Raw genomic sequence first — 16481 nt, forward strand, 5'->3', positions numbered from 1 at the left:
CTTCCAGCCCATCGGCAAGGCCCTCCCCGCCGATCTCTAGACCTGTCACCCATGTCGTCGGTCTAAACTGTCACCCATGTAGCCGGTCAGGACCGCCCGTTTTCCCTCTCCCGCGAGGGGAGAGGGAGGAATGGGGCCGGCGCTACCGCCTCTTCCGGCCCTTGCCGCGCAGCTCCCGGATGGCGCGGGGCACCGGGACGAAGCGCTGCTGGCTCTCCTCGTCGACGACGAAGCAGGCGTAGTGGTTCGCCTCCGGGACGCGCTTGTCGGTGGCGCAGCGGTCGAAGGCGGCGAGCTCGGAGGGCATCTGATAATAATAGTAGGGGGCGATCATGAAGCGCTGCTCGCCCTCGCCCCAGCCGCCGAAGCGGTCGATCTTGCCCTTCAGCTCCGGGGCGACCGACACGATCATGTCGCGGAAGCCGTCGCCCTCGATGAAGTTGTCGGGCAGCTGGTCGAACGGCCCGTCGAAGTAGTTGTTCACCCGCGAGTTCGAGAAGGCGACGCCGACCAGGATCCTGCGCTGGCGGCGGTCGTCGACGAAGAAGCCGTAGCCGGTGCGCTTGCCGATGACGATGCGGCCGGACTTCTCCGGCACGAACTGCTCGGGCACCGGCGCGGTCTCGTCGAGCACGTAGTGGAACAGCTTGAGCCGGCGATTGAAGATCAGGAAGAAGCGCAGCCCCGACTCGTCGAAGATCGGCCCGACGAAGGCCTCGTCCGGCCCCAGCACGCCGTCCGGCGGCGTCACGCCGGAGAGGTCGTTGAGCTCGAACAGCACGCTCTTGTCGCGGAACGTCACCCGGTAGAGGAAGCGCTCCACCTTCTCGACCGCGACGTCGTTGGTCTGGTCGAGGGCGACGTGGACGACGTCGGTCTCCTCGCGCCAGTCGGCGAGATCCTCCGAATAGGCGAAGTGCAGCCGCCCCCTGTCGCGGTCGCTGGCGTCCAGCCGGATGTTGCCGTTCCACGGCGCGCCGTCGAGCACGAAGGTGAAGTAGTAGTAGTTTTCGGTCGGGTAGACCTTCACGCGGTCGGGAAGCTGGCCGAACACCGCGGCGAACACGGCGACCGGATCGTCGGTCTTCAGCGTGGTGCGGCGCTGCAGCCCCTCGACATAGGCCTGGTTCGTCCGGATGGTCGGCACGGCGTCGTCGGCGAGGGCCGGAGCGGCCGCGACCGGCGCGCTCGTGACGAGCAGCGAAACGACGAGGTGCGCGAGCAGGTTTCGCCGGCGGGGCGTGATGGAGGCGTGGCGCCGGAACGCGGCAGGCCGGCGGCGTGCACGGAACATCGCAGGGTCTCCAGGACGAGGAACGTCCCCTCAGGTGCGGCACGAAAGTGCGGTTTTCTTGACGGCCATCAAACCGGGTGTCGCATCGGGCGAAGACGGTTCGAACCGGACGTGGCGTTGCACCGACAAGACATCGTCAACTCCCTGGAGGTGCGGTCATGGCGTGGCGAATGCTGACAGTCGCGATCGCGGCCCTGGGCGCCTTGGGCGCCTTCGCGTCCGCGCAGGCGGAGCCCCGGATGGCTCTGGTGATCGGAAACTCGGCCTATCAGGCCGTCACGGAACTGCCGAACCCGGCCAACGACGCCAAGGCGATGGCCGAGCTGCTCTCCGCCGCCGGCTTCGAGGTGACCACGGCGCCGGATCTCGGCCAGGCGGAGATGCGCAAGGCGATCGGCGACTTCGCCGCCAAGGTCGCCGAGCGGGGGCCCGACACGGTCTCGCTGGTCTTCTACGCGGGCCACGGCCTGCAGGTCGACGGCGAGAACTTCCTGGTCCCGGTCGACGCCCGCATCGCGCGCGAGGCCGACGTGCCGCTGCAGACGGTGCGGCTCGCCGACGTGATGAACGCGCTCGCCGCAGTGCCGAGCAAGACTCGCATCGTCATCCTCGACGCCTGCCGCAACAACCCGTTCTCGGAGATCAACAAGGTGGTCGGGCGCGGGCTCGCCATCGTGGACGCGCCGTCGGGCTCGATCGTGTCCTACTCGACCGCCCCGGGCTCCGAGGCGGAGGACGGGGAGGGGAGCAACAGCCCCTACACCCGGGCGCTGCTCGGCGTCGCCAGGGAGCCCGGCATGCCGATCGAGCAGGCCTTCAAGCGGGTGCGCTACGCCGTGCACCAGGTGACCGCGGGGCGGCAGACGCCGTGGGAGAGCTCGTCGCTGACGGCGGACTTCGCCTTCTTCCCGGGCGTCTCGACGGCGGCCCCGGTGGTCGCGGCGACCGAGGCGGCCCCGGCCGCCGCCGGTCGGCCCGGCGGCCGTCCCGCCGCCACGCCCGCGAGCGTCGGCGGCGTCCCCGGCCAGAAGGTCGCCGCGCTCGGCGGCCCGCGCATCGCGATCCGCTCGGTCGAGTCGTGGCGCGACGAGCTCCGGCCGCTGCCGCAGTTCGAGGCCTACGAGCGGGTGATCCGCGAGGATACGCTGGAGGCCTACCAGGCCTATCTGCAGCTCTTCTCGGCGGCCCCGTTCCAGGTCCGGGTGCGCGAGATCGTCGAGCGCCGCAAGGTGATGGTCGCCTGGTACACGGCCGTCACCGTGAACACGCCGGCCTCCTACGAGCTGTTCATGGCGCAATACCCCGACTCCGACCTGCTGCTCACCGCCCGGAGGCTGTTCGAGCGGGCCGGCAACCGGCAGATCGCCATCGCCACGCCGGTCGTCGCCGCGCCGTGCATCTGCACGCCGGCGCCGGCCGTGCAGCCGACCCGACGCAAGACCGAGAAGCCGGAGAAGGAGAAGAAGAGCAGCAAGCCGAGCAAGCGCACCGCGGTGCGCGACAGCGGGCCGCCGCCGCCCCCGCCGCCTCCGCCGCCGTCGGGCCCGCCGGTGTCGATCGGCGTGATCGGCATCCCGATCGGCCCGATCGGCCCGCGGCCGCACGGTCACGGCCCGGTGGTCCGGCCGGGCGGCCACTCGCACGGGCCGGTCGGCTCGTCCTCGGGCGGCGGCGTGCGCGGCACGCCGACCGGGCCGGTCCGCGGCGGCAGCCCGGTGATCCGCAGCGGCCCGTCGCCGAACATCCGCGGCGGCGCGGGATTCGGGCTGCGCTGACGCCGTGCGGCGGTTCCGGGCGCGCGGACCGCGATTGGCCGCGCCCCGGACGACCGGAGCGGCGGCCGATGCTCGGGGGAACGGGACGAGGGCAGGTGAAGGGGGCAGGTGAGGCGGGGCGCCGTCGCCTCACGCCTCGACGCGGTCCCAGCCCTCGGGGCCGAGGCGCTCCTGCGGCAGGAAGCGGGCCTTGTAGTCCATCTTGCGCGAGCCGCTCACCCAGTAGCCGAGATAGACATAGGCGAGCCCCATGGCACGGGCGCGGGCGATGTGGTCGAGGATCATCAGGGTGCCGAGCGAGCGGTGGCTCTCCTCGGGCTCGAAGAACGAGTAGACCATCGACAGCCCGTCCTTGAGGACGTCGGTCAGGCTGACGGCCAGCAGCTCGCCGCGGCGGCCGTAGCCGGTCTCGCCCCCGCGCCGGCGGTACTCCACCAGCCGCGTGTCGACATGGCTGTCCTCGACCATCATGGCGTAGTCCAGCACCGTCATGTCGGCCATGCCGCCGTCCTGGTGGCGGGCGTCCAGATAGGCGCGGAACACGCCGTACTGCTCCGAGGTCGGCACCGCCACCCGCATCTCGCCGGCCAGGTCCGGGTTGCGGTCGAGGACGCGCCGCATGTTGCGGGTCGGCCGGAAGTCGTCGACCACCACCCGCACCGAGACGCAGCCGCGGCAGCCCTCGCAGGCCGGCCGGTAGGCGATCGACTGGCTGCGGCGGAAGCCGCCATGGGTCAGCAGGTTGTTGAGGTCGCCGGCGCGCTCGCCGACCAGGTGGGTGAAGACCTTGCGCTCCTCGCGGCCCTGAAGATACGGGCAGGGCGACGGCGCCGTGAGATAGAATTGCGGCGTGTCGCGGGAATGCTGGGTCACGAGGCCGACCCCGATCCGGAGGGGCGGGGCGGGGCGATCCGTCCGCGGCGATGCGCCGGCCGAAGCGACACTCGGTGAAGCGGTATTTGGCCGAGAGGCATCCGGCGAGGCGGCATCTGGCGGAGCGGCGTCGTGCGGCCGTCATCCGCCGGTTCCGATCCGACCTGCCCCGCGCCGGCCCATCGCACGCCGACACCCACCGCGCCGACCACCATCTCGCTCAATAATCCAGCCCGGCCGCCCGCAGGCGCCCGGCCCGCTGCCCGTTGTTGATCACCACCGTGCCGAGCAGGATATCATGGAGAAGCCGGCGCCGGTGATTGAAAAAGCACACCAGCAGCACCAGCGGCGACAGGGCCGAGACCGACACCCAGAACACCACGGCGTGCACGGCGCCGAGCAGGAAGGACGGCGGCTCGCCTGAGCCCGTGCGCATCTGCAGATCGACCATGCGCATGCCCAGTGTGGCGGATTCGGGCCCGCCGAGCGTGGTTCCGTAGTATACGAGGGCCCAGACCACGGTCGCCGGACCGGCGAGCCAGAACAGCGCCCACCCCAGGCCGAGCGTCACGATCCCGAACAGGAACACCAGGATCGCGAACGCCGCCACCGGAACGAAGAGGACGACGACGTCGATCATGAACGCGATGACGCGGCGCGGGAGCACGCCTTCGAATCGCTCGGGCTCCAGGAACGGGTCGTACGGCCGGCGATCCGCATACGGGTCACGGGTCCGGTCGGAGGGCGCGTATGCCATCGGGGTCCTCGGCGGGATGCGGGTCGCGGCTCGCCCGGGCGGCGAGGCGGCACGCCTGCGCTCTCCGACATGGCCGTCGCCGGCGGCCCCTGCAAGGGGTGGGCGAGGCGGTGCGGCATTCTCGCGGCGGACCGTCGCCGGGAGGGCCCGGCCGTGACCGTCACGCTCGCCGACATCCAGGCCGCCCGGACGCGTCTGACCGGCCAGGTGATCGCCACGCCGATGCTGCCGGCGCCGCGGCTCTCGGCCCTCACCGGGGCCGAGGTGTTCGTCAAGTACGAGAACCTGCAGGTCACCAACTCGTTCAAGGACCGCGGCGCCTATGTGAAGCTGGCCGGCCTCGACGCGACGGCGCGGGCGCGCGGCGTCATCGCCATGTCGGCCGGCAACCACGCCCAGGCGGTCGCCTATCACGCGCAGCGGCTCGGCGTGCCGGCCACCATCGTGATGCCGGAGACGACGCCCTTCGTGAAGGTCGCCTCGACCAAGGCGTTCGGCGCCACCGTGGTGCTCGACGGCGAGACGCTCGCCGAGTCGCAGCGGCGCGCCGAGGCGATCATCGCCGAGAAGGGCCTCACCCTGGTGCATCCCTACGACGACCCCGCCATCGTCGCCGGACAGGGGACCATCGCGCTCGAGATGCTCGAGGCGGTGCCGGATCTCGACATGCTGGTGATCCCGATCGGCGGCGGCGGGCTGATCTCCGGCAACGCGATCGCGGCGCACGGCATCAGGCCCGACATCGAGGTGGTCGGCGTCGAGGCGGCGCTCTACCCGTCGATGCGCAACGCGCTCACCGGCGAGGCGCGGCCGATCGGCGGTCCGACGCTCGCCGAGGGCATCGCGGTGAAGAACGTCGGCCAGCTCACCCGGCCGATCATCCACGAGCTCGTCTCCGACATCGTGCTGGTCGACGAGGCGCAGCTCGAGCAGGCCGTCAACGCCTACCTCACCCTGCAGAAGACCATGGCCGAGGGGGCCGGCGCCGCCGGCCTCGCCGCCATGCTGGCGCGGCCGGAGCGGTTCCGCGGCAAGCGGGTCGGGCTCGTGCTGTGCGGCGGCAACATCGACCCGCGAATCCTCGCCTCGATCATGGTGCGCGAGCTCGAGCGCCAGTCGCGCATCGTCTCGATCCGGCTGACGATTCCCGACCGGCCGGGGGTGCTCGGCCACATCGCGACGCTGCTCGGCGAGCTCGGCGCCAACATCCTCGAGGTCGACCACCACCGGCTCTTCCTCGACGTGCCGGCCAAGGGCGCCAAGATCGACGTCACGGTCGAGGCGCGCGACCGCGCCCACGCCCGCGAGATCGTCGAGGCCTTCGCGACCCACGGCTACGATCCGGAGCGGATCGAGACCGTGAAGGCGATCGAGTAGGGGCGCCGGCTCGAGACCGGAGGCCTCGCCCTCACAGCGGCTGGTTGCGGTCGATCTGCCAGGGCTCCAGCGTCGGCGCCGGGGCGGAGACGTCGGTCTCGATCTCCGGGCGCGGGCGGGGCAGCGGAATTGCCTCGGCGGACGGGCGCTGCCGCGGCAGCGGCACGAGGCCGGCGAGCGGCGTCCCGGCCTCCTCGTCGACCTCGTCCGGCACGGCGGCCAGCGGCGGCGCCGCGAGCGACCCGGTCTCCTCGCCCGCCGAGACGGCGGCGAGCACCATCGGGCCCGGGCTCGCGGGCGGGTCGATGTCGGTGGCCTCGGAGCGTGCCACGGTCGCGGCCGAGGGGGCGGCGACGGCGATCTCCGGGACGGGCACCGGCGCGGGAGCCGGAGCAGGTGTCGGCGCCGGCGCCAGGGCGAGCGGCGGGGCCGGCTCGGCCGCAGGCGCGGCCTGGGGCAGCGGGCCGTCCGGCATGGCCGTGACCGAGGCGACCTTCAGGATGGAGAGCGTCGGCGGCGCGCCGTCACGGGCGGCCAGCAGGGCGGCGGCGACGTCGGCGCGCGGCCCGGTCGTGTCCTTGAAGAGCGTGTTGGCGACGAGCACCCAGGTGCCCAGCCCGCCGACCGCGACGGTCAGCAGGACGAGCAGGGCGCGTCCGCCGCGTCCGGGGCGTTCCCGGTCCGGCCGACGGCGGCCGAACCTCGCGTCTTCTTCGTCACGGTACGGCATGGTCCCCTCCGCACGCGTCACCGCGAATCCGCAGGCCCGCGGCCGCGGGCCGGGCTCGACGAACGGCGGCGGGGAACGCCCGGACGGGCGCCGTCCTCGCTTCAACGGTCGGTCAGAACAGCCGGCCCTGCTTCAGCTTTTCCGCAACGCGCGGCGCGAAATAGGTGAGAATCCCGTCTGCCCCCGCCCGCTTGAAGGCCATCAGGCTTTCCACCATGGCCTTCTCGCCGTCGAGCCAGCCATTCGCGGCGGCCGCCTGGATCATCGCATATTCTCCCGATACTTGATAGACAAAGGTCGGGTGCGAGAAGGTTTCCTTGATGCGATGGACTATATCCAAATAGGGTAGCCCGGGCTTCACCATCACCATGTCGGCGCCTTCCTCGAGATCCAGCTCGACCTCGCGCAGCGCCTCGTTGGTATTGCAGTAGTCCATCTGGTAGGTGCGCTTGTCGCCGGTCAGCGTGGTCGACGAGCCGACCGCGTCGCGGAACGGGCCGTAGAACACCGAGGCGTACTTGGCCGCGTAGGCCATGATCTGGATGGACTGGTGGCCGGCCTCGTCGAGACCGTCCCGGATGGCGCCGATGCGCCCGTCCATCATGTCGGACGGCGCGATGATGTCGCAGCCGGCGTCGGCCTGCAGCAGGCTCTGGCGGATCAGGACGTCGACCGTCTCGTCGTTGAGGATCTGGCCGTCCTGCAGGAGCCCGTCGTGGCCGTGGCTGGTGTAGGGGTCGAGCGCCACGTCGCAGAGGACGCCGATGTCCGGCACCTCCTTCTTGATCGCCCGCACGGTGCGGCAGACCAGGTTGTCCGGGTTGAGCGCCTCGCTGCCGGTCTCGTCGCGCAGCTTGGGGTCGGTGTAGGGGAACAGGGCGAGGCAGGGGATGTCGAGCCGGGCGGCCCGCTCGGCCTCGCGCACCGCCTGGTCGACCGAGATGCGCTCGACCCCCGGCATCGACGGAACGGGGACGCGGAGATTGTCGCCGTCGACCAGAAACAGCGGCCAGATCAGGTCGTTGGCCGTCAGGACGTTCTCCCGCACCATGCGGCGCGCCCAGTCGGTGCGGCGGTTGCGGCGGGGCCGGTGGACCAGGTCGAGGCCGTCGGTCCGCGGCGAGCCCGCCGGCTCGGCCGGGACCACCCGGACCTTCGACTCGATCGGGCGCCCGTACTTGATGGCCATGGCTCTTCTCCGTAATGGTTCTCGGCGCTGAATGAATTGGTGGCGTTCTAGCGCGTTCCGGATCGGTGTTCCATGTCCTTGACACTGCTTATGCGTGACACCCCCGGGCACCGTCGCGGCGGGCGGTCGGCAGGAAGGATCGCGTCGTGAGCGAGCCCTATGGCGCCGGGCCGATCGAGCAGCTCGACCCCGTCCAGGCGGAGGACTACCGGCCCGACCGCGAGGGCTGGGCGTGGTGGCTGGTCGTGTTCCTGCGGGTCGCGGCCGGCATCGCCATGCTCAAGGGCCTCTACCACTGGGCGGCGGTGTGCGGGATCGGGGCGGGGCCGCACGAGGTGTTCGACGCCCAGTCGCTGTCCTGGCAGACCGCCACCGTGTTCTTCGCCGTGATCGACCTCGTCGCCGCGGTCGGCCTGTGGCTCGCCGCGCCGTGGGGCGCCGTGGTGTGGCTGACCGGCTCGGTCACCATGATCGTCGTGCAGATCTTCTTCCCGCTGATCTACGGCTTCCACTGGCTCGTCGTGGTTTTCCTGGTCGCGATGATCGTCGCCTACCTGTTTTTCGCCGTGATGGCGGCGCGCGAGCAGGGGACGTGAGCGTGGGCGGCCCGGCCGGGGTTTGTCTCGGCCGCCGCGATGCTATAACCTTTCCGGGCTAGACGGTCCTTCCTTCCCGTGCCGGCGCGGCGTCCGCGCGCGGCAAATCTCCCGCGACGTCCGGCTCGTCCACCCGAGAGGTCGAGACCATGGTCCGCTCGCTTCGCTTGGCCGCGCATGCTGCCGGCTTCGCCGCCGTCGCCCTCGTCGTCCTCCTCGCCGCACCGGCCCGGGCCGAGTACCCGACCAAGCCGATCCGGGTGATCGTGCCGTTCTCGGCCGGCGGCGCCGTCGACATCGTCACCCGGCTGGTCACGCAGCGCATCACGGCGGAGCGCGGCTGGTCCTTCGTGATCGAGAACAAGGCGGCGGCCGGCGGCATCCTGGCGACCGACGCGGTGGCGAAGTCGGCCCCGGACGGCCACACGCTGCTGATCGCGACGCCGAACCACACCATCAATGCCGCGCTGAAGGCCGGGCAGCTTCCCTACGACTGGGAGCGCGACGTCGTCCCCGTGTCGGTGGTCGCCGAGGTGCCGGAGCTCCTGGTCGCCCATCCGGCGGCACCGTTCACGGACTTCGCCGGCTTCGTCGCCTATGCGGCGAAGAATCCCGGCAGGCTGAGCTACTCGTCGGCCGGCAACGGCACGCTGCCGCATCTGACCATGGAGCTGCTGCTGCGCCGGGCCGGCGCCCAGGTGCTGCACGTGCCGTATCGCGGCGCCGCGCCGGCGCTCACCGACCTGCTCGCCGGCGTCGTCCAGCTCAAGCTCGACACCTATGCGACCAGCAACGCCCATGTGGCCGCCGGCCGGCTGAAGGCGCTCGCCTTCGCCAGCGCCCGCCGCTCGCCGCTGATGCCCGATCTGCCGACCGTCGCCGAGCTCGGCTTCCCGGGTTACGAGGGCGTCCTGTGGATCGGCCTGATGGCGCCGGCCGGGACGCCGGCCGCGATCGTCGAGGCGGTGGCGACCGCCAGCGTCGCGGCGGTGCGCTCGGAGGCGCTCGCCGAGCGGCTCGTCCGCGACGGCATCGAGCCGGTCGGCAGCACGCCGCAGGACTTCGCCGCCCGCATCGCCCGAGACGTCGTGCAATGGCGCGAGCTCGCCGGGGCCGGCAACATCACCATCGATTGAGACGAGGGAGCCGTCACGGCCGCGCCATGCCCATCCTCACCCAGCCGCCCGATCCGAACCCGAAGACGCCGCGCTTCGTCTGCCCGCCCGGCAGCGTCGACACCCACATCCACCTCATCGGGCCGTCGGACCGCTACGCGTTCGACCCGACGAGCTACTACGTCTCGGCCGACGCCCTGCCGGAGACCCACATCGCGCTGATGGCGACGCTGGGCCTGTCGGCTGCCGTGCTGGTCAGCCCCGGCGGCTACGGCCGCGACACGCGCCTGCTCGCCGACGTGCTGGCCCGGCATCCCGACCGGTATCGCGGCATCGCCCTGGTTCCCGAGGACATCACGGATGCCGAGATCGACCGGCTGAACACGCTCGGCGTCCGCGGGGTGCGCTTCATGAGCGGCTCGCGCGGCGGCGTGCTGCCGACCATCTCGGAGGCGGTCGCCGCCCGCGTCGCCGCGCATGGCTGGCACGTCCAGTTCTATCCGCACGGCGCCGACATCGACGACTTCGCGGACCGCCTGCTGGCGCTGCCCAACACGATCGTGCTCGACCATTTCGCCAGCGTGAAGGCCGAGCGCGGCGTCGACCAGCCGGCGATGCGGACGCTCAAGCGGATGCTCGACACCGGGCGGGTGTGGATCAAGCTGTCGGGCCCGATGCGCTGCGTGCCGGGAGACTTCCCCTATGCGGCGGTCACGCCGATCGCCCGCGCCCTGGTAGCGCATGCGCCGGAGCGGCTGGTGTGGGGCAGCGACTGGCCCCACCTCAACATGGACGGCCGCGGCATGCCGAACGACGGCGATCTCGTCGACCTGATCCCGGAGTGGATCGAGGACGCGGCGGACCGCCGGGCGATCCTGGTCGACAATCCGGCCCGGCTGTACGGCTTTCCCACGCGCGGGTGAGCCTGCGGCGGTCGTGCAGGGCTGTCCGGGCATTGCCCGGAATGTGGTTTGAAGGACCGGGGCGAGCGCTCTATCCTGCCGGCGGGCGCTGCAGCGCGGCGCACGGGGCCGATGGCCGCCGCGGCCGGCCCGCTTTCCGGATGGATTGGGCGATGACCGATAAATTGCCGGACGTGCTCTCCGAGCTGGAGCGCAAGGTGCTGTGGTTGGCCGCGTGGATGATCCACGAGGCCAACCACCTGCGCGACAATGTCGACGGGCTCAAGGTCGGCGGCCATCAGGCCTCCTCGGCGTCGCTGTCGACCATCATGACGGCGCTGTACTTCCACGTCCTGCGGCCGCAGGACCGGGTCGCCGTCAAGCCGCATGCGAGCCCGATCTTCCACGCCATCCAGTACCTGCTCGGACGCCAGACGCGGGAGAAGCTGGCGGCGTTCCGCGGCTACAAGGGGGCGCAGAGCTACCCGTCGCGCACCAAGGACACCGACGACGTCGACTTCTCCACCGGCTCGGTCGGGCTCGGCGTCGCCCAGACGCTGTTCGCCTCGCTGGTGCAGGACTACGTCCACGGCCACGGCTTCGCCGCGGACCGGCCGGCGGGCCGGATGATCGCGCTCGTCGGCGACGCCGAGATGGACGAGGGCAACATCTTCGAGGCGCTGCTGGAGGGCTGGAAGCAGGGCCTGCGGAACTGCTGGTGGATCATCGACTACAACCGCCAGAGCCTCGACGCGGTGGTGCGCGAGGGGCTGTGGGAGCGCTACGAGAAGCTTTTTCGCGCGTTCGGGTGGGACGTGGTCATCCTCAAATACGGCGTGCTGCTCGAGGAGGCCTTCAAGAAGCCCGGGGGCGACCGGCTGCGCACCTGGATCGACACCTGCCCGAACCAGCTCTATTCGGCCCTGACGTTCCAGGGAGGCGCCGCCTGGCGGCGGCGCCTCCCTGACGATCTCGGCGACCAGGGCCCGCTGAGCGCCATGCTGGACGAGCTGTCGGACGACGATCTCGGCCGGCTGATGACCAATCTGGCCGGACACGATCTTCCGACTCTCCTCGACGCGTTCGCAAAGATCGACCACGACCGGCCGACCTGCATCATCGCCTACACGGTGAAGGGCCACGGCCTGCCGCTCGCCGGCCACAAGGACAACCACGCCGGCCTGATGACCACGGCCCAGATGGAGACGTTCCGTCAGGCGATGCGGATCCGGCCCGGGCACGAATGGGATCCGTTCGAGGGCCTGTCGCGGCCGGAGGAGGAGCTTCGGGCCTTCCTGCGGAACGTGCCGTTCGCGCAGGGCGGGCCGCGCCGCTTCCGCGCGCCGCATGTCGAGGTTCCCTCGGCCCTGAAGGTCGAGGTCGCGCCGACCATGTCGACCCAGCAGGGGTTCGGGGCGCTGTTGAACGAGGTCGGCCGGCTGAAGTCCGATTTCGCCGACCGCGTCGTCACCACGTCGCCGGACGTGACCATGTCGACCAATCTCGGCGCCTTCGTGAACCGTCGCGGCCTGTTCGCCCGCGAACCGATGGTCGACACCTTCAAGAGCGAGCGCATTCCCTCGACCCTCACCTGGGAGTTCTCGCCGAAAGGCCAGCACGTCGAGCTCGGCATCGCCGAGATGAACCTGTTCATCCTCCTGTCGGCGCTGGGCCTGTCGCATTCGCTGTTCGGCGAGCGGCTGTTCCCGATCGGCACGCTCTACGACCCGTTCGTCTGCCGCGGCCTCGATGCCCTCAACTACGCCTGCTACCAGGACGCCCGCTTCATCCTGGCCGGCACGCCGTCCGGCATCACGCTGGCGCCGGAGGGCGGGGCGCACCAGTCGATCGGCACGCCGCTGATCGGCATGGCGCAGGACGGGCTCGCCGCCTTCGAGCCGAGCTTCGTCGACGAGCTCGCCGTCATCCTCGCCTTCGCGTTCGACTACGTGCAGCGGGACGGGGAGGGCGAGCCCTGCGAGCGCACCTGGCTGCGCGACGAGACCGGCGGCTCGGTCTATCTGCGTCTCTCCACCCGGCCGATGGAGCAGCCGCAGCGCGCCATGACCGACGCGCTCCGGCAGGGCATCATCGACGGCGCCTACTGGATGCGGAAGCCCGGGCCGAACTGCCAGGTGGTGGTCGCCTACACGGGGGCGATCGCGCCGGAGGCGATCCAGGCGGTCGGCCTGATGGCCGAGGACCGCCGCGACATCGGCCTCCTCGCCGTCACCTCGGCCGACCGGCTCAACGCCGGCTGGACCGCGGCGAGCCGCGCCCGCGAGCGCGGGCTGCCGCACGCCCGCTCGCACATCGAGCGGCTGATGGCCGAGCTGCCGCCCCATTGCGGGCTGGTCACGGTGCTGGACGGCCATCCCGCGACCCTCGCCTGGCTCGGCGCCGTCGCCGGCCACCGCACCCGGCCGCTCGGGGTCGAGCATTTCGGCCAGACCGGCGCGCTGCCCGATCTCCACCGCCACTACGGCATCGACGCCAACGCCATCGTGGCCGCCGCCCAGGCGATCGCCCCGGGCCGGCCGATCCGGTACCTCAAGGCGCTGTGAGGGGGCGGCTCGCGAAAAACTCGTGTCCCGGGCGCGGCGCGTAGCGCCGTGACCCGGGACCCAGGGGCGACGAACGAGGCGCTCGCCGCTGTGACCTCTGGGCCCCGGCTCGGCGGTGCGTCAGGCCTGTTGCCTGACGCACCTTGTCCGGGGCACGCGGCCGAGAATCGCAGCCGCTCTCCACTCCGTCGCGCGCCGTCGTCTCGATCGCGTGGCCTCTCACCAGGAGACGCGCAGGCCGCCGGTGAGCTGGTGGGCGCTGGCGTTGCGGCGCAGCTCGCCGTCGTAGGCGGCGTAGATGCGCACCGCGTCGCTGCGCCAGCCGGTGATGGCGAGCCGCGTGACCAGGGCGTCGCGGCCGGGATCGGCGGCCGAGACGACGAACGGCGTGTCGAGCAGCGAGGCCTGGGTGGTCAGGGCGTCGTCGCGCCAGTCGTGGCCCCAGCCGAGCCGCACCTCCGGCCGGAAATGCACGCCGTCCGGGGTCGACAGCACCGTGCTGGCCGCGAGCCCGACCGTCGAGGTCAGCTTGTCGAAGGTCTGCCGCGGATAGGCGAGGCCGAACGTTCCGGTCTCGGTGAAGCCGTCGCGGCGGAACGTCTGGGCGGTCAGGCCGACATACGGCATCAGCGTGAAGCGGTCGGTGGCGAGCCGCCAGCCGGCCTCGCCGGCGGCGAGCGCGGCGATGCCGTCGGTCGCCCCGGACACCCCGGTCCCGGCGACGCTGCGCGAGGTCGACTGGGTGGCGACGCCGGCCGCCAGCCGTCCGTCGAGCACCAGCGGGCCGCGCGTGTAGCTGGCGTAGACCGACCCCGCATAGGTGTCGGACGTGCCGGTGGTGCCGGCGCTGTCGCTGGTCGTGCGGGTGAAGCCGAAGGCGCCGCCGGCGAGGAAGTCCGGCGCGAACAGGCGGTCGGCGCCGGCGACGCCGCCGCCGCTGCGGCTCTTGCCGCCCGGCAGCCCGCCGGCATCGCCGACCCGGGCCGTGCGGCCGAAGGCCTGTCCCCAGACGGACCAGCCGGCCGGCGCGGCCGCGACCTCGCCGCCGTCCGCCGATGCGTAGGCTGCCAGCGGATGGCCGGCCGTGCGGGTCTCGACGCCCACCTCGCGGCCCGCATAGGACAGCGCGACGCTCGGCGCGAAGGCCGACTGGACGGCGGCGCCGCCCGACTGCCACATCATCTGCCGCTCGGCGATGGCGTTGCCGAAGGCCGTGAACGCGCCCATGACGGCGCCCACCGCGGCCGGCTGTCCCTGTCCGGTCATCTGGTCGACCAGCCCGGCATAGGCGGCCGTGCTGGTCTGCTGATAGAGCGCGTCGTAGATGCCCTTCGCGGCGTCCGACGGACGCACGCCCGCCTCCGGCCGCCGGCTGTCGAGGACCGCCGCCACGGCCTGCTGGTTGGCGGTTCCGGCGAGCGTCCGGAACGACTCCGGCGTCACCACCAGCGACAGCGAGGTCGGCGCGTAGAGCACGTCGAAGCGCGTGCTGTCGCCGAGCCCGGCGGTCGGCTGGAGGAGACCCGAGTAGGAGCCGGCGATGCGGGCGCCGTCCTCGGCGGTCAGATAGGCGAAGCGGGTGCCGAGCGCCGCGGTGTAGTCGTTGTTGCCGCCGGCGATGCCCCGCATCACCGGCACGAGCGTGCCGCCGACCGAGAACGTGTACCCGCCGCCGGTGACGACGATCCGGTCCCAGGTGCCGGGGCCGCCCGGCACTTCGAGGGTGCCGTCGACGTCGAGCCGGGTCGTCGCCGTGGCGGTCTGCGCGACATTGCCGGCGAAGGTCAGCAGGCCCGGCGAGGAGCCGGCGAGCGGCGTTCCCTCGGGCAGCACGCCGCCGTTGTTGGCGGCGAGATCGGCGTAGTTCGGCACCGCGCCGGACGCCAGCGTGCCGGCGATCGTGACGGGGCCGGCGATGGTGCCGAAGCCGGCCAGCGTGCCGGCCTGCTCGACCATCATGGAGGTGCCGAGCGTCAGCGTGCCGCCGACCGCGAGCGTGCCGCCGGCGACGACGACGCCGCCGGTCGCCGTCGTCTTCCCGGCGACGATCAGCGACCCGTCGCCGGCCTTGGTGAAGCCGCCCGCGGTGGTGAGCGGCTGGCTCCAGTAGGTCGAGGTCTGCGCCGCGACGTCGACGGTGCTGCCCGCGGCGAGCGTGGTCGGGCCGTCGGTCGCCCGGTCGAGACGGATCATGCCGTAGCCGTAGACCGCATCGAGGCCGGCGGCGCCGAGATCCTCCGTCGTCGCGAACAGCAGGTTGACCAGGTCGGCCGACGAATAGCCCGGAAACGCCTGGCTCAGGACGGCGAGCGCGCCCGAGACGGTCGGGGTCGCCATTGAGGTCCCGCTCATCTGCGCGTAGCCGCTGTTCGGCACGGTCGACAGGATGCCCTCGCCGCCGGCCGGCTGGTCCCCGCCCGGGGCGGCGACGCACCAGCTCGCCGTCACGCCGCACATGTTGGCGTAGGACGCGATGGTCTTGTTGATGTCGACGGCCGTCACCGCCACGAGCCGGCCCGGCTGCGAGAGCAGCGACGAGAAGTCGTACAGGTTGCCGTCGTCGTCGTAGACGCCGGCATTCGCGTGCGCCGGCTGGATGAACGGCGTGAGGGCGATGCCGCTCGGATTGCGGCCGGCGATCGGGTTGCTGTCGCGGTCGTTGCCGGTCGCCGCGACGACGATCTTGCCGGCCGCCAGCGCCCGCCCGACCGCCGCCGCCTCGTCGGCGTCGATCGCGGCGGACGGCCATGTCGGCAGGCCGGTCTCGCCGTCGAGGTTGGGGCCGTAGCTCGCATTGTAGATCGTCACGCCGGCGAGCGACGTGAAATAGTCGAGCGCCGCGACCGACGGATTGCCGACCGCCGCGGTCGCGGTGCCGAGCATGCGCAGGACGACGACGCCGGCGTCGTAGGCGACGCCGTACATGCTGGCGGGATTGGTCGGGTCGTAGGGCGCCGCGACGATGCCGGCGACATGCGTGCCGTGCGACCCGAGATCGCCGGTCTGCGCCGGGTCGTAGGTCGCGCCTTCCGCCGGCAGTACGAAATTCATGCTGCGGGAGTCGATCTTCTCGGCGAAGCCGGGCACCGTGCTGGTGAAGCCGGTGTCGGCGACCGCGACCGTCACGCCGGCGCCCGTGTAGCCGCGCGCATACGCGTCGGCGGCGTGGATGAGGCCGAGCCCCCACTGGTTCCGATACTGCGGCGTCGCGGCGAAGCTCCCCGGATCGTCGGGCGCGCCCTGCGCGAAGGCGCCGGAGCCTTCTGCCAGGACGAGCGTCGCGACTGCCGACAACAAGAGGCGCCGCCG

Annotated in this window: 12 protein-coding genes; 6 read left to right on the forward strand and 6 right to left on the reverse strand. The window is 71.9% G+C overall.

The annotated features are described in order from the left end of the window. Nucleotides 1-142: 142 nt before the first annotated feature. On the reverse strand, nucleotides 143-1294 hold the full coding sequence (locus tag J2S22_RS25605; protein ID WP_272778140.1) for a hypothetical protein: 1152 nt from the start codon (nucleotides 1292-1294) through the stop codon (nucleotides 143-145). A gap of 158 nt (nucleotides 1295-1452) precedes the next feature. Here J2S22_RS25605 and J2S22_RS25610 point away from each other — a divergent pair, with 158 nt between their 5' ends. Further along, entirely contained in the window at nucleotides 1453-3069 is a 1617-nt protein-coding gene (locus J2S22_RS25610) for a caspase family protein (RefSeq protein ID WP_437182551.1), read from the forward strand. A 129-nt stretch (nucleotides 3070-3198) separates the two neighbouring features. Here the strand turns inward: J2S22_RS25610 and J2S22_RS25615 are convergent, their stop codons facing one another. Both J2S22_RS25615 and J2S22_RS25620 read right to left on the reverse strand, forming a co-directional pair. Beyond that, entirely contained in the window at nucleotides 3199-3942 is a 744-nt protein-coding gene (locus tag J2S22_RS25615) for an arginyltransferase (RefSeq protein ID WP_272778141.1), read from the reverse strand. 220 nt (nucleotides 3943-4162) lie between these two features. Continuing rightward, a complete protein-coding gene (locus J2S22_RS25620; RefSeq protein ID WP_272778142.1) occupies nucleotides 4163-4699 on the reverse strand; it encodes an RDD family protein in 537 nt (178 codons plus the stop codon). A gap of 153 nt (nucleotides 4700-4852) precedes the next feature. Here J2S22_RS25620 and J2S22_RS25625 point away from each other — a divergent pair, with 153 nt between their 5' ends. After that, nucleotides 4853-6076 (forward strand): threonine ammonia-lyase, encoded by a 1224-nt coding sequence (locus tag J2S22_RS25625; protein ID WP_272778143.1) that lies wholly within the window; start codon nucleotides 4853-4855, stop codon nucleotides 6074-6076. 31 nt (nucleotides 6077-6107) lie between these two features. Here the strand turns inward: J2S22_RS25625 and J2S22_RS25630 are convergent, their stop codons facing one another. Both J2S22_RS25630 and hemB read right to left on the reverse strand, forming a co-directional pair. Next, nucleotides 6108-6806: a hypothetical protein gene (locus tag J2S22_RS25630; RefSeq protein WP_272778144.1), complete on the reverse strand. Its 699-nt coding sequence runs from the start codon at nucleotides 6804-6806 to the stop codon at nucleotides 6108-6110. Nucleotides 6807-6918: 112 nt separating this feature from the next. After that, nucleotides 6919-7995 carry a porphobilinogen synthase gene (hemB, locus tag J2S22_RS25635; protein ID WP_272778145.1) on the reverse strand — a complete coding sequence of 359 codons (1077 nt, stop codon included), beginning with the start codon at nucleotides 7993-7995 and terminating at the stop codon, nucleotides 6919-6921. A 146-nt stretch (nucleotides 7996-8141) separates the two neighbouring features. On the opposite strand from hemB, the gene J2S22_RS25640 reads away from it, so the two are divergent. The 4 genes from J2S22_RS25640 (at nucleotide 8142) to J2S22_RS25655 (ending at nucleotide 13172) form a co-directional block, all read left to right on the forward strand. Continuing rightward, nucleotides 8142-8591 carry a DUF6163 family protein gene (locus J2S22_RS25640; RefSeq protein ID WP_272778146.1) on the forward strand — a complete coding sequence of 150 codons (450 nt, stop codon included), beginning with the start codon at nucleotides 8142-8144 and terminating at the stop codon, nucleotides 8589-8591. Nucleotides 8592-8740: 149 nt separating this feature from the next. Further along, a complete protein-coding gene (locus J2S22_RS25645) occupies nucleotides 8741-9727 on the forward strand; it encodes a tripartite tricarboxylate transporter substrate binding protein (protein WP_272778147.1) in 987 nt (328 codons plus the stop codon). A gap of 26 nt (nucleotides 9728-9753) precedes the next feature. Then, nucleotides 9754-10629: an amidohydrolase family protein gene (locus J2S22_RS25650; RefSeq protein WP_272778148.1), complete on the forward strand. Its 876-nt coding sequence runs from the start codon at nucleotides 9754-9756 to the stop codon at nucleotides 10627-10629. 152 nt (nucleotides 10630-10781) lie between these two features. Beyond that, a complete protein-coding gene (locus J2S22_RS25655) occupies nucleotides 10782-13172 on the forward strand; it encodes a thiamine pyrophosphate-binding protein (protein WP_272778149.1) in 2391 nt (796 codons plus the stop codon). A gap of 219 nt (nucleotides 13173-13391) precedes the next feature. On the opposite strand, the gene J2S22_RS25660 is transcribed toward J2S22_RS25655, so the two are convergent. After that, complete coding sequence (locus tag J2S22_RS25660; RefSeq protein ID WP_272840539.1) at nucleotides 13392-16466, reverse strand: autotransporter domain-containing protein; 3075 nt, start codon at nucleotides 16464-16466, stop codon at nucleotides 13392-13394. Nucleotides 16467-16481: the final 15 nt, after the last annotated feature.

The organism is Rhodoplanes tepidamans (assembly GCF_030813915.1).
Taxonomy (GTDB): Bacteria; Pseudomonadota; Alphaproteobacteria; order Rhizobiales; family Xanthobacteraceae; genus Rhodoplanes; species Rhodoplanes tepidamans.

Coding starts and splice junctions, on each gene's coding strand:
- J2S22_RS25650 (WP_272778148.1), top strand. CDS start 9,754: ATGCCCATCCTCACCCAGCCGCCCGATCCGAACCCGAAGACGCCGCGC.
- hemB (WP_272778145.1), bottom strand. CDS start 7,995: ATGGCCATCAAGTACGGGCGCCCGATCGAGTCGAAGGTCCGGGTGGTC.
- J2S22_RS25610 (WP_437182551.1), top strand. CDS start 1,453: ATGGCGTGGCGAATGCTGACAGTCGCGATCGCGGCCCTGGGCGCCTTG.
- J2S22_RS25605 (WP_272778140.1), bottom strand. CDS start 1,294: ATGTTCCGTGCACGCCGCCGGCCTGCCGCGTTCCGGCGCCACGCCTCC.
- J2S22_RS25645 (WP_272778147.1), top strand. CDS start 8,741: ATGGTCCGCTCGCTTCGCTTGGCCGCGCATGCTGCCGGCTTCGCCGCC.
- J2S22_RS25620 (WP_272778142.1), bottom strand. CDS start 4,699: ATGGCATACGCGCCCTCCGACCGGACCCGTGACCCGTATGCGGATCGC.
- J2S22_RS25655 (WP_272778149.1), top strand. CDS start 10,782: ATGACCGATAAATTGCCGGACGTGCTCTCCGAGCTGGAGCGCAAGGTG.
- J2S22_RS25630 (WP_272778144.1), bottom strand. CDS start 6,806: ATGCCGTACCGTGACGAAGAAGACGCGAGGTTCGGCCGCCGTCGGCCG.